The organism is Mesorhizobium sp. WSM4935 (assembly GCF_029625735.1).
Lineage (GTDB): Bacteria > Pseudomonadota > Alphaproteobacteria > Rhizobiales > Rhizobiaceae > Mesorhizobium.
Map to the genome: position 1 here is coordinate 497,625 of NZ_JARTVR010000003.1, position 13,291 is coordinate 510,915.

Annotated in this window: 12 protein-coding genes; 5 read left to right on the plus strand and 7 right to left on the minus strand. The window is 64.6% G+C overall.

All coding sequences use genetic code 11. From position 1 onward, the window contains the following. Positions 1 to 115: 115 nt before the first annotated feature. The 4 genes from P9273_RS10470 to P9273_RS10485 all read left to right on the plus strand — a co-directional run bounded on the left by P9273_RS10470 (position 116) and on the right by P9273_RS10485 (position 3,888). Complete coding sequence (locus P9273_RS10470; protein ID WP_278048834.1) at positions 116 to 619, plus strand: SixA phosphatase family protein; 504 nt, start codon at positions 116 to 118, stop codon at positions 617 to 619. Positions 620 to 682: 63 nt separating this feature from the next. Then, the gene (locus tag P9273_RS10475) at positions 683 to 2,155 is read left to right on the plus strand and encodes a YcjX family protein (RefSeq protein WP_278048835.1); all 1,473 of its coding nucleotides are present in this window, start codon (positions 683 to 685) and stop codon (positions 2,153 to 2,155) included. Next, complete coding sequence (locus P9273_RS10480) at positions 2,152 to 3,234, plus strand: YcjF family protein (protein ID WP_278048836.1); 1,083 nt, start codon at positions 2,152 to 2,154, stop codon at positions 3,232 to 3,234. Before P9273_RS10475 ends, P9273_RS10480 begins: the two co-directional genes overlap by 4 nt. A gap of 99 nt (positions 3,235 to 3,333) precedes the next feature. Next, positions 3,334 to 3,888, plus strand: coding sequence for a hypothetical protein (locus P9273_RS10485; RefSeq protein ID WP_278048837.1), 555 nt, complete (start codon positions 3,334 to 3,336; stop codon positions 3,886 to 3,888). A gap of 46 nt (positions 3,889 to 3,934) precedes the next feature. Here P9273_RS10485 and P9273_RS10490 read toward each other — a convergent pair whose 3' ends face one another. The 7 genes from P9273_RS10490 to P9273_RS10520 form a co-directional block, all read right to left on the minus strand. Further along, complete coding sequence (locus P9273_RS10490; RefSeq protein ID WP_278048838.1) at positions 3,935 to 4,924, minus strand: ABC transporter ATP-binding protein; 990 nt, start codon at positions 4,922 to 4,924, stop codon at positions 3,935 to 3,937. 8 nt (positions 4,925 to 4,932) lie between these two features. Further along, a complete protein-coding gene (locus P9273_RS10495) occupies positions 4,933 to 5,892 on the minus strand; it encodes an ABC transporter ATP-binding protein (RefSeq protein ID WP_278048839.1) in 960 nt (319 codons plus the stop codon). Continuing rightward, positions 5,889 to 6,860 carry an ABC transporter permease gene (locus tag P9273_RS10500; protein ID WP_040995154.1) on the minus strand — a complete coding sequence of 324 codons (972 nt, stop codon included), beginning with the start codon at positions 6,858 to 6,860 and terminating at the stop codon, positions 5,889 to 5,891. The genes P9273_RS10495 and P9273_RS10500 overlap by 4 nt, the downstream gene beginning before the upstream one ends. Then, positions 6,860 to 7,855 (minus strand): ABC transporter permease, encoded by a 996-nt coding sequence (locus tag P9273_RS10505; protein ID WP_278049032.1) that lies wholly within the window; start codon positions 7,853 to 7,855, stop codon positions 6,860 to 6,862. Before P9273_RS10505 ends, P9273_RS10500 begins: the two co-directional genes overlap by 1 nt. A gap of 77 nt (positions 7,856 to 7,932) precedes the next feature. After that, positions 7,933 to 9,594 (minus strand): ABC transporter substrate-binding protein, encoded by a 1,662-nt coding sequence (locus P9273_RS10510; RefSeq protein ID WP_278048840.1) that lies wholly within the window; start codon positions 9,592 to 9,594, stop codon positions 7,933 to 7,935. A gap of 15 nt (positions 9,595 to 9,609) precedes the next feature. Beyond that, the gene (locus P9273_RS10515) at positions 9,610 to 10,515 is read right to left on the minus strand and encodes a proline iminopeptidase-family hydrolase (RefSeq protein ID WP_278049033.1); all 906 of its coding nucleotides are present in this window, start codon (positions 10,513 to 10,515) and stop codon (positions 9,610 to 9,612) included. A gap of 39 nt (positions 10,516 to 10,554) precedes the next feature. Then, positions 10,555 to 12,069, minus strand: a complete 1,515-nt coding sequence (locus P9273_RS10520; RefSeq protein ID WP_278048841.1) for a leucyl aminopeptidase — start codon at positions 12,067 to 12,069, stop codon at positions 10,555 to 10,557. Positions 12,070 to 12,328: 259 nt separating this feature from the next. Between P9273_RS10520 and P9273_RS10525 the strand changes: the two genes are divergently transcribed. Next, entirely contained in the window at positions 12,329 to 13,231 is a 903-nt protein-coding gene (locus P9273_RS10525) for a LysR substrate-binding domain-containing protein (protein ID WP_278048842.1), read from the plus strand. The last annotated feature ends 60 nt before the right edge of the window (positions 13,232 to 13,291 follow it).

Genomic DNA, 13,291 nt, shown 5'->3' on the forward strand with positions numbered 1-13,291 from the left:
GCAGAAAACGAATTCGCGCATGATTCGTTGCAGTCGCCGGTGTCGGCCATTGTGCAGGACATCGTTCTGGTGACTAATCGCGCTTTGTTTCGAAGGAAGCGCCATGGGGGTCGGTTTGAGCAGGCTTTTTCTGTTGCGACATGCCAAAGCCGGCTGGGCACTGCCCGGGGTGCGCGATTTCGACCGTCCGCTCGACGAATCGGGCATGGCCGATGCCGAAGCAATCGGAGAGGCCATGCGGGTCCGCAACTATGTGCCGGACGTCACGCTTTGCTCCAACGCCAAGCGGGCAAGGCAGACGCTGGAAGGCCTGGCGGGGCGCACCGACACCGGCCGGGTCCTGTTTTTCGATACGCTCTACAGCGAGGATGCGGCCGGCTATCTCGACATCATCCGCAAAAATGGCGGCGCCGATCAGCTTCTGGTGATCGGCCACAATCCCATGACCGAGGATCTGGCCATAGCGGTGTCGGGCGACGGCGACGAGGCGGCGCGCGGCATGATGAACCATGGTTTTCCGACCTCCGGCCTCGCGGTGGTGCGCTTTCCCGGCAATCTCGCGGAAGCGGCTCAGGGCAGCGGCTATCTCGAGGCCTTTCTCACGCCCGCCGACCTTTGAGGTCATTTCAAACCCACAGTCCAGGGCCTATATCGGGCGCGGACGCGCAACCTGAGGCCCGATTTGGCATCATCGATCACCAATTTCACCGACGAGGCAAGGATTGCGCTCGACACGCTGTCGGGCCGCGCCGCCGGGCTCTTCTCTCCGTCATTGCGTCTTGGCGTCACCGGCCTCTCCCGCGCCGGCAAGACGGTGTTCATCTCCGCCCTCGTCCACAACCTCATCCATGGCGGACGCCTGCCGCTCTTCCAGGCGCAGAAATCCGGCCGCATCGCTCGCGCCTTCCTGGAGGAGCAGCCGGACGACGCCGTTCCGCGTTTCCAGTATGAAGACCATGTCGCGGCCTTGGTGAACGACCGCGTCTGGCCGGACTCGACCCGCGCCATCTCCGAGCTCCGGCTCACCATCGAATATGAATCGGCTTCCGGCTGGAACCGCTTGTTTTCAGCCGGAAAACTGTCCATCGACATCGTCGATTATCCCGGCGAATGGCTGCTCGACCTGCCGCTGCTCGGCAAATCCTTCGCCGATTTTTCACGCGAGGCGGTCGAGCTGGCCGCCCTGCCCGTCCGTTCCGACCTGTCGCAGGCTTGGCGCGAGACGGCCTCCGCCATCGATCCCGATGCCGACGCAGACGAGATGACGGCGCGACGATTGGCCGAGAGCTTCGCCGCCTTTCTCAAGGCTTGCAAGCTCGACGACCGCGCGCTGTCGACGCTGCCGCCCGGCCGTTTCCTGATGCCGGGCGACCTCGAAGGTTCTCCGGCGCTTACCTTCGCGCCGCTGATGACGCTGTCGAAGGGCCGGCCGCGCTCCGGATCGCTGCAGGCGATGATGGAACGCCGCTACGAGGCCTATAAGACGCATGTCGTCAAACCGTTCTTTCGCGAACACATCACCCGTCTCGACCGGCAGATCGTGCTGATCGACGCCATGCAGGCGCTCAATGCCGGCCCGGCCGCCATGGCCGATCTGGAGCGCGCCGTCACCGAGATCCTGTCCTGCTTCCGGCCCGGACGCGGTAATTTCCTGACCGACTTCTTCTCGCGGCGCATCGACCGCATCCTGGTCGCCGCGACCAAGGCGGACCATCTGCATCACGAAAGCCATGACCGGCTGCAGGCGATCGTGCGCCGGCTGACCGACCGGGCCGTGGCGCGGGCGAATTTCAGCGGCGCCGCCGTCGATGTCGTTGCCATGGCCGCGATCCGCTCGACCCGCGAGGGCACGGTGAAGCAAGGCCGCGAGACGCTGCCGGTGATCATCGGCACCCCGCTCAAGGGCGAGAAGATCAACGGCGAGACATTCGACGGAAAGACCGAAACCGCCATATTCCCGGGCGATTTGCCAGAAAAGGTGGATGCGGTGTTCGACACTTCCGGATCGCCGCCTGACAGCACCGAACCGGCGATCCGCTTCGTGCGTTTCCGCCCGCCTAAGCTCGAACGCACAGCCGAAGGCGTCACGCTGTCCCTGCCGCATATCCGGCTCGACCGCGCGCTGCAGTTCCTGATCGGAGATCATCTGGCATGACCGCGCCCCGCAAACCGGCGGCCTTCCGCATCGAGCCTGAGACAGAAGCGCCGCCGCAACCACCGCGAAAGCGCGTCGCCGAGGAGCAGCCGGCGCGCAGGCCCCGTGCCGCAAGGGCGGATGTGGCGGTCGTGATCCCCTCGGAGGTCGACGTCTTCGACGAGCCAGACATCGAGGCCGCGGTCCCGCCGCCGGCGACGGCGCCAGGAAAGCGCTCGCTGCTCGCCCGGCTGTTCTTCGGCGCGGTCGGCGCCCTCATCTCGCTGGCGGTCGGCCTGTGGGCCGACCAGCTGATCCGCGACCTGTTCGCGCGTGCCGAGTGGCTCGGCTGGCTGGCGGCGGGCATGGCGGCGATCGCGCTGCTCTCGCTGCTCGTCATCCTCATCCGCGAATTCCTCGCCATCGCCCGTCTTGCCGAAGTCGAAAAGATGCAGAAGCAGGCCCTCGACGCCGTGGCGGGCGACGATCCCAAGGCAGCGCGCGCCTTGGTCGACGAGCTTTCGGCCTTCGTCGCGGCAAAACCCGAGACCGCCGCAGGGCGCCGCTCGCTCACCGAACTGCGCGGCGAGATCATCGACGGCGCCAATCTGGTGCGGCTTGCCGAAACAGAGATCCTGTCGCCTCTCGATGCCCGCGCCAAGGTCATGATCCTGGAAGCGGCGAAGCGCGTCGCCCTGATAACGGCGGTCAGCCCCCGCGCGCTGGTCGACATCGCCTATGTCGTGTTCGAGGCTGGGCGCCTGATCCGCCGGCTCTCCGAACTCTACGGCGGCCGCCCGGGCACGCTCGGCTTCTTTCGGCTGGCGCGCGGCGTGCTTGCGCATCTGGCGGTGACAGGCTCGATCGCGGTCGGCGACAGTTTCGTGCAGCAGATCGTCGGCCACGGCCTTGCCGCGAAACTCTCGGCAAAACTCGGCGAAGGCGTCGTCAACGGCATGATGACGGCGCGCATCGGCATCGCGGCGATGGAAACCGCCCGACCATTGCCGTTCATTGCCGTAAAGCGCCCGGGCCTCGGCGATTTCCTCTCGGCGCTGACGTCCTTCGCGGCGCGAAAGGACGGGCCGGCGCAAGAATAGGGTAAACGCGAAAACCGCCGCCAGTGACGAAGCATTAACCAATCTTCGCCATGGTCGATCAGGTTCCAAGAACAGACTCTGTCGTGCCGGGTGTCGTCCATGAGAAGCGTAATCCTGTCCTGCGTGCTGCCTGCGACGGTTGCGATTGCCGCGCCGCTCGGATTGGTCGAAAAGGCTTTTGGCGCAGAGCCGGACAAGCAGTTTTTCCATTCCATCGAAGGCAGATGGGTCGGCCCCGGCGAGATCATCGCGGGCAAGTACAAGGGCACGAAATTCACCTGCGATTTCAACGGCTCGACGCCTGCCAGCAAGCTCGGCATGACGCTTGACGGCGGCTGCAGGGTCGGCGTGTTCACGCAAAAGATGTCGGCCAGCGTGGAGCGCAAGGGCCGCAACGGTTACAGGGGCACCTTCATGGGCGGCTCGACCGAAAGCGGAATGGACATCATCGGCGGCAATGTCGTCGATGCCCAGAAGGTGGTCTTCACCATCAACCGCAAGCAGTTGAATGGCGTCATGCAGGCGCGTGTGCCCGACGGCAATTCGATGACCGTGACGGTGGCCGTGCGCGTCAACGATCAGCTGGTGCCGGTGATCGGCATGAGCCTGAAGCGGGTCGACTCGGTCGAAGTCGGCGCCATCGCCAAGAACTGACCGGCGCGGTTTCGGCAACCGCGCCCGCGCTCGCGAAATTCAGAGCTCAAGTCAAAGTCGGGAAGTGGCAGGCCACCTTGCGGCCGGGGCGATATTCCCTCAGTTCCGGCCGCTCGGACCGGCAGCGATCCGCTGCGATCGGGCATCGCGGATGGAAGCGGCATCCGGACGGCGGCTTCAGCGGGCTCGGCACGTCGCCGGTGAGGATGATGCGCTTGCGCGCGCCCGTGGGCGTCGTCTCGACGACGGGAACCGCCGAGATCAGCGCCTGGCTGTAGGGATGGGCCGGCGTCGCAAAGACCTCTTCCGCCGGCCCCTCCTCGACGATCGAGCCGAGATACATGACCGCGATGCGGGTCGAGACTTGCCGCACCACGGAAAGGTCGTGGGCGATGAAGATATAGGTGAGCTTCAGCTTCTCCTGCAGGTCGGCGAGCAGGTTGACGATCTGAGCCTGCACGGACACGTCGAGTGCGGAGACGGGTTCGTCCAGCACGACAAGGTCGGGGTTCAACGCGATCGCCCGCGCGATCCCGACGCGCTGGCGCTGGCCGCCCGAGAATTCGTGCGGATAGCGCATCACATGGTCCGGCAACAGTCCGACCAGTTCGAAAAGCTCCGCCACCCGCGCGGTGATCTCCTTGGACGAAAGCTTGCCGTGGATGCGCAGCGGCTCGGCGACGAGATCGCCGACGCGCCGGCGCGGATTGAGCGAGGCCGAGGGGTCCTGGAAGACCATTTGCAGGCGCCGCCGCAGCGGCCGGAGCTCGGACAGCGACTTCGAGGTGATGTCGTCGCCCTCGAACAGAAGCTTGCCGTCTGTGATGTCGTAGAGCCGAACCAGGCAGCGCGCCAGCGTGGACTTGCCGCATCCGGATTCGCCGACAAGGCCGACCGTCTCGCCGCGCCGCACGGCCAGCGAAACATTGTCGACCGCATGGACCGTCCGCCTGCCCTCGGCGGAAAAGCGGGTGCCGATGGAAAAGCGCTTGCCCAGCGAGCGCGTCTCGAGGATCGGTCGGTCTGCGTCAATCATTGCTTCGCTCATGCCTGTGCCACCCGAAAACACGCGGCGGCATGCGCGTCGCTGCCGAGACCCGGCTTGCCGGCCTCGCAAGGCTCATAGCGAACCGGACAGCGCGGGCCGAAGGCGCAGCCTTGCGGCAGCCGCAACAAGGATGGCGGGGAGCCTGGAATGGCCGGCAGGCGGCGCGGTTTCTGGCCGGTCAGCGGCGGGATCGAGCCAAGCAGCGCCCGCGTGTACGGGTGTCGCGGATCGGAAAACAGCTCCGTGCGGGTGCCGCGTTCCACCACACGGCCGGCATACATGACCATGACGCGGTCGGCGAGCTCGGAGACGACGCCCATGTCATGCGTGATGAAGACCACTGCCGACTTATGCTTCGCTCGCAATTTGCGCACGAGGTCTAGAATGCCGGCCTGCACCGTGACGTCGAGCGCGGTGGTCGGCTCGTCGGCCACCAGCAGCGCCGGATCGCAGGACAAGGCCATCGCGATCACCGCCCGCTGTCGCATGCCGCCGGAAAGCTGGTGCGGATAGCGCGACATCGCTTCGTGCGGATTGGGGAAATTCACCTCCGCCAGCAGTTGCTCGACGCGCTCCATCGCCTTCGCCTTGCTGACGCCGCGATGCGCTCGGATCTGCTCGGCGATCTGCCAGCCGATCGTGTAGACCGGCGTCAGCGCCGTCATCGGGTCCTGGAAGACCATCGCGATCTCGTTGCCGCGCAGGCGCCGAAGCTCGCGCGGTGGCAGCCCCACCAGCTCGCGGCCCTTGTAGCGGATCGAGCCTTCGATGGTGGCGTTCGGATCGGTGATGAGCCCCATGACGGCCAGCAGCGACACCGTCTTGCCAGAACCGGATTCGCCGACGACGCCAAGAATCTCGCTTTCCTCGAGATCGAAGGAAACGCCGTCGATGGCGCGCACCGGTCCGTCATGCGTGCGGAAGGACACTCTGAGATCGCGCACCGACAATATCATGATGCCCTCAGGCGCGGATCGAGAAGGATGTAGACGAAATCGACGACCGCATTGGCGATGACCACGAACATGGAAGCGTACATGACCGTCGCCATGATCATCGGCAAATCGAGATTTTGCAGCGCATCATAAGTGAGCTTGCCGATGCCGTGCAGGCCGAAGACGACCTCGGTGAGCAGAGCGGAGCCGCCCACCAGCGCACCGAAGTCGAGGCCGAACAGCGTGACGAAGGCGATCAGCGAGGTGCGCAGCGCATGGCGAAACAGGATGCGGGTCTCCGACAGGCCCTTGGCGCGGGCGGTGCGGATATAATCTTCCTGCATGGATTCGATGATGGCCGCGCGCAGCACGCGCCCGTAGATGCCGATATAGAGGACGGCCAGCGTGATCCACGGGATGACCAGCGTCAGGAACCAGCCTTTCGGATCGTCGGAAAAGTTCTTGTAGCCGAGCGGCGGCACCCAGGAGAAGGCCCAGCTGTCGTGATAGCGGCTCTGGGTGATCAGGTTCATCACCTCGCCCAGCCAGTAGACCGGCATGGAAATGCCGAGCAGGCCAAGCGCCATCAGGAGCTTGTCCAGCCAGCTGTCGCGGGTGGCCGCGGCGACGATGCCGATGACGATGGAGACGACCACCCACAGGACCGCGGCCCCGAACACCAGCGAAAGCGTGACGGGAATCGAATCCATGACGGCCGGCACCACCTTCCAGCCGCGATTGACGAAGGAGGTCAGGTCGCCGGTGACGAAGATCTTCTCCATCATGCGCGTGTATTGCACATAGAGCGGCTGGTCGAAGCCGAAGCTGTGGCGAACCGCCGCCAGCACTTCCGGAGAAGCGTTGCGGCCGGCGATGCGCGCAGCGGGGTCGGCGCCGGGCGTGGCGAAGAAGATCAGGAAGACGATGACCGAGATGCCGAACATCACGAACAGCATCTGACCGAAACGGCGCAGGATGGCGTAAAGCATCAGTCGCGCCCCAGCCGCACCTTGGAGCGCGGGTCGAGCGCATCGCGCAGGCCGTCACCGAAGACGTTGAGAGCCATGACCGAAACGGCGATCGCCAGGCCGGGCACCAGCGCCACCAGCGGCCGCGTGTAGAGCAGCGCCTGCCCATCCTGGATGATGGTGCCCCAGCTTGCGGCGGGAGGCTGCACGCCGATCGACAGGAAGGAAAGCGCCGATTCCGTCAGCATGTTCAGCGCCATCATCAGCGGCACGAAAACGATAAGCGTGGTGGTGATGTTCGGCAGGATGTCTCGCCACAGGATGCGCCGGCCCGGCACGCCGAGATTGATCGCGGCGAGCACGAACTCGCTGTGCCGCAGCGCCAGGACCTGTCCGCGAATCGGCCGCGCGACATAGGGTATGTAGACGATGCCTATGATGATGATCGGTAGCCATAGGCTTCCCGATTGGATCTCGATCGGCCCGATCGCGATGCCTTGCGCGATGGTGACAATGGAAAGCGAGATCGCCAGCAGATAGATCGGGAATGCCCAGAGCACATCGAGCAAGCGCGACAGCACCGTGTCGGTGATGCCGCCGAAATAGCCCGCGATCAATCCTGCCAGCGTGCCGAAGATCAGCGTGAAGATGGTGGCGGCGCCGGAGATGAGCAGCGAGTTGAGCCCGCCATAGAGCAACCTCGCCATCACGTCCCGCCCCTGGCTGTCGGCGCCGAGGAAATAATTGCCGAGCCGCCAGGTCGGGCCGATCGGCGTATAGCCAAGGCCCAGCCCCTCGGTCGACTGTTCCATCACCGGAACGTCCGCGCCGTCGATCTGGATGACGGCGTCGAGCGTCGAGGCGAACGGATCCGTGCCCGCCCATTTCGCGTAGAGCGGCGCGCTGAAACAGGCGAGAACGATGATGAGGAACACGGCCAGGGACGCCATGGCGGCCCTGTCCGTTGCCAGCTTCGCAAACGCGACGGCCCAGGGCCCTCGCGTCCTGCGCGGCATGGCGGCGACTTGGCTGGACACGATGTGCCTTCCGCGTTTCGTTACTGCACCCGGGCCCCTTACTGCACCCAGGCCCCTTATTGCACCCAGGATTGGGTGATAATCCAGTTGAACTGCGGGTTGAACTTGAAATTGCCGACGCGCTTGCTGACAAAATCAAGCCGCTTCGGTGTGAAGAGGCCGACCGCCGGCGCCTTGTCGGTGACCTGCTTGTCGATCGCCGCCCAAAGCTTATCGGCCGCCTTCTGATCGGTCACGCCAAGGTCCAGCGCCTTCTGCATCTGGGCGTCGATATCCTTGTCGCAGAAGCCGGAAATGTTGATCGAAGCGTCCGAGCCCTCGCGGAAAGAGGCGCAGCTGAACAGGATGTTCAGGAAGTCCGAAGCTGCGGGATAGTCCTTGTACCACTGGGTGACGGACATCTGCACTTTGTTGTTGGTGTTCTGGATATAGGTGAACTGCAGGTTGGACGAGATCGGCTTGACGTCGGCGACGTAGCCGATGCTGGTCAGCACGCTCTGCAGATACACGCCGATCGACCGCGAAATCGCGGTATCCTCGACGATGATGGTCACCTTCTGGCCCTTGGTGCCCGATTCCTCGACGAGCTGCTTTGCCTTGTCGACATCCGGAGCCGACCATTTGGCGCCAGGGTTCTTGGTGAAGGGGCAATAGTCCTCATGGCCGGGGAAGTCCGGCGGCAGAACCTGGCAGACCGGCGAGGCCAACACCTTGCCGCCGAACAGCTTGACCAGTGTGTTGCGGTCGACGGCGTAAGCCACGGCCTGGCGGGCTTTTTCATTGTCGAATGGAGCCATGCGGGTGTTCAGCGGCGCGTACCACCAGGCCGAAAGCGGCGAGATGTGCAGTTGGTCCATCGACTTGCTGCCGAGCTCGCCGAGGCGGTCGCTGGGCAGCGCGTCGAACATCCAGTCCGCTTCGCCGTTCTGGATGGCCGTCACGGCCGCCTCTTCCGACAGGCCGAAATCATACTGCACGACATCCGGATAGCCGTCGGGCTGGGCTTCCTCGCTCCATTGCTTGAAATTGGGGTTGCGGGAAACCGTCATGCCCTTGTTGGGATCGAAGGCCGAGATCATGTAGGGGCCGGTGCTGGGGATCGGCTTGGAGCCCATATCCTCCGTCGGCGTGTCCGCCGGCAGGATCACGGCATGCGGCAAGGCGAGCTTGTAGAGGATCTCGGCGTCCGGCTTGGTGAGATTGAGGGTGATCGTGCCGGCCGCCTCGTCGGCGACGACACCGCCTTCCAGCGTGCAGCTCTTGGCGTCGGCCAGGCATTTGTCGGCGCCGACAATGCCTGCATAGAACGTGCCCGAGGTTGGCCCGGAGACCTTGAAGATGCGCTGGAACGAGGCGACGACGTCCTTCACGCCGAGATCCCGTCCGTTCGAGAACTTGATGCCCTTGCGCAGCTTGAAGGTGAAGGTCTTGCCGTCATTGCTCACCTGCGGCATCGCCTCGGCCAGATCGGGAACGATGCTGAAGCCATCGACGCCCTCGGCTTTGCGGAAGGCGACCAGGCCGTCATAGATCGGCTGGTACATCTGCCAGCCCTGATCGGTGTAGTTGATGTGCGGATCGAGCGTTCCGGCCGCTGACCGGGCGAGAAGGCGAATGGTGCCGCCGCGGTGCTCCTTGAGATATTCGGCCTGCGCCGGAGTGAGCCACGAGCCGGCCAGCAATGCCGCGGCTGACGCGGCCAAAAACAGTTTTTTCATGTCGTCATTCCCCTTTCAATTGTCGTTGTCGTCCAGGAAGTCTCCCACCACCCGCATGCAGAGGTCCTGCTCCTCGACATGCGGCATGTGGCTGGAATGCTCGAACACCTGCCAGCGCGATCCCTTGATGCCGTCCTTGAAGGGCTGGACGGTCGCGGGCGTGGCTTCGTCGTAACGGCCGGAGATGAGCAGTGTCGGAACATCGATGGCCGGCAGGCGGTCAATGACGCTCCAGCTCTTCAGCGTGCCGATGACGTGGAATTCGTTGGGGCCGTTCATCACATTGTAGACGGTCGGATTGCGCACGATCTGGGCGAAAGTCTCCGTCACCTCGGGCGGGAACGGCACGACCCGGCAGACATGCCGTTCGTAGAACCGCATCGTCGCTTCCTGATACGCTGGGTCGTCCGTCGTCCCGGCCTGTTCGTGCTTCGTCAGCGTCTCCTGCACGTCCCTGGGCAAATCGGCACGCAGCCGGTTGGCCTCCTCGACCCAAAGCTTCATCGAAGCCGGCGAGTTGGCGATGGTCAGCGACTTCAGGCCTTTCGGCCGGGTCACGCCATATTCGGCGCCCAGCATGCCGCCCCAGCTTTGACCCAGCACATGGAAGCCGCCGCGAATGCCGAGATGGTCGACGAGGTTTTCCAGCTCATCGATGAAGAGCTGGGGCGTCCAGAAATCGGCGCCCTTCTCAGGCAGCAAGGTGGAATTGCCGCAGCCCAACTGGTCGTAATGGATGACGGCGCGGCCGCCTCGGGCAAGAAGCTTGTAGGCATCGACGTAATTATGGGCAGCACCCGGCCCGCCATGCAGGATCACCACCGGAGCCTTGCCGGCATCAAGATTGCCGCTGATCCGGTACCAGGTTTCGTAGGCGCCGAAGCCGGCGCGCCCTTCCTTGCTGACGATCTCGGACGACATTGCGGCTCCCTGCTTGATTGAAGACATTGTCATTGCCGCCTAGTTCGCCGCCTGGCCGGACTGCACCCACTCTTCCAGCATCTGCACGCCGAATGCCGTGGCGCCTTCGCGGCCCAGCGGCCGGTCCTTGTCGGCCAGTTCCTTGCCGGCAATGTCGAGATGCACCCAGGGACGGTCCTCAGTGAAATTGCGCAGGAAGGCCGCGGCATAGGGCGCGTCGCCGTCCTCCATGTCCTTGGCGTGATGGCGGATGTCGGCAAAGGGCGATTGCAGCCCCTCGTCATAGGCCCGGTCGAGCGGCAGCTGCCAGAACCGCTCGCCGACCTTTTCCCCGGCCGCGATCATGCGGGAGGCAATCGTGTCGTCGGTGCTGAACAGACCGGCGAAGACCGAGCCGAGGCCGCGCATCACCGAATAGGTCAGCGTGGCCAGATCGACGATCACCGACGGATTGAAGCGCGAAGCGGCATAGTAGAGGCAGTCGGCCAGGATCAGCCTGCCTTCCGCATCCGTATCGAAGACCTCGACCGTTTGTCCCGATGCTGTCGTGATGATGTCGCGCGGCTTGAGCGCCGTGCCGGATGGCATGTTCTCGGCGATGCCGAGCACGCCGACGGCGTGCACGGGGCTGCCTTGCCGCGCGAGCGCGATCAACAGGCCGACCACGGCGGCCGCGCCGCCCATGTCGGCCTTCATGTCGAACATCTGCTCGCCGCGCTTGATGCACAAGCCGCCGGAATCGAAACAGACGCCCTTGCCGACAAAGGCCAGCGGCTGTGCGGGAGCGCCCTTGCCGCGATAGCGCAGGACGGCGACGCGCGGCGGTCGCGTCGAGCCGGAGCCGACCGCCAGGATCGCATTCATGCCGAGCTCCTTCAGCCGCGCCGCGTCGAGTATCTCGACATCGATGCCGGCCTCGCGCAGCGGCTCCAGGTGATCATGGAAATTGTCCGGGTGAAGATGGTTCGGCGGCAGGTTGACCAGCGTGCGCGCATATTCGACGCCGTCGGCGATGGCATTGACCCGTGCCAGCGCCGCCTTCAGCTCCGGACCGGCCGCGCCGATCAATTGCACCCGCAAGGTCCGGTCAGCCCCGGCACCTTGCCGCCGGTTGCGCATGTCGAAACGATAGCGCCGCAGCCGCATGCCGAGCGCAACCCGCGCCAGGACTTCCGCTGCCGGAAGCTCGACACCCGAGAGCGAGTCCAGCACCAGGGTAGCGGCGCATTCGCCCTTGCCTTCCAGATGCGCCGCAAGCAAACCGCCGGCTCGCGCCAGGGAAAGCGTGGTTACGGCCTCGGCCCTGCCCAAGGCCAGCACCACCACGCGCCGGGCCGATACCGCCTTGGGAGCGATGACGTCGACGCAGGCGCCGGATTCCTCAAGGGCGGCCGGCTCGGCGCAAGCGCGGGACAAGATCCCGTTCATCTCGGCATCGAGCGCCGCTGCCCTTGAGCCAAAACCTGCTTGAGCGGCTTGCAGGATCACGATGACCGAGGCTTCCGCGGAAATCTCGTCCGCCGCTTCGAAGACCGGCGCCGGCGACTGAGGCATAAAAGCTCGTCTCCCATTCTAGGGCGCCTGCCGAGGCTGGCTGGCCTGCGCCATACGCAAGCTTCGCCGGCCACCGGTGGAACCGGTGATCCCGGTCTCCGCCGCTGGTGGAACGGCATCGGAGTGCCCAAACAATCGTTTTTGGATGGCGACTTAGTCGCTCTTGCCTTTTGGGTATCGCCGAACCGGCCGGGCGATCAAACGCCAATTTTGCCCAAGTCGATTGACAAAAACTCAACTGACATTTCATGATCCGCGAATGGCCCTGCCCTCACTCAATGGCATGCGCGCTTTCGAGGCCGCCGCGCGCCTCGGCAGCATCAAGGATGCAGCGGAAGAGCTGCATTTGACGCCCTCGGCCGTCAGCCGCCACATCCGCGCGCTTGAAAGAAACCTCGGCCAGGACCTGTTCGAGCGCGGCTTTCGCCAGATCACCCCGACCATCAGGGGCTCATATTACGCGCGCTCTCTCTCGGAGGCATTCGAGGCCATCTGGCGCGCCACCGACGACGTCAGCTTCGCCGATGCGCCGGGGCACGGCAGGACCCAGCGTGTCAGGGTCTTGTGCGTGCCGACCGTCCTGAATCTTTGGCTGGCGGACCGGCTGCCGAATTTCCGGCGGCTGCATCCGTCCGTGGATCTGGAGATCTCGACGTCGGGCAAGCGCGCCAACTTCGATTTGGCCATTGTCGACGAGTTCGTCTACAAGGCCGGTCCTGCCTTGACGCTGCTGATCCCGCTCCTGCTGACGCCGGTATGCGCGCCCTCTTTGCTCGAAGGGCCGGTGCCGCTCAGAACGCCCGCCGATCTGGTCAACCATCACCTGATCCACGAATGCGAGACCATGCGCTGGCGGCGCTGGCTGGAGCAGGAGGGCGTCCTGGACACGACGCCCAAATCCAGCACGACGCTCGATGACTGCACCTTGATCATGCGCGAGGTGATAAACGGCGCGGGGATCGCTCTGGCCGACACCATAATGGCGCAGGACCTTCTGCAGCAAGGCAAGCTTGTCGCCCCCTTCAGCGCCCGCCACACCTATCCTGCCGGCATCTACCTGCATCAGCGCCGCAGCATCGGGAACAAGCCGGGCACCGGTCTGTTCCAGGATTGGCTGCTCGCCGAGATCGCCGACCATAAACGCACCATGGGTATCCCGTAGCGCATTCCGGAAAGATGTGCCGACCGAAGGCTGCGCAAACAAAAGGCGGCGGCCGACCGG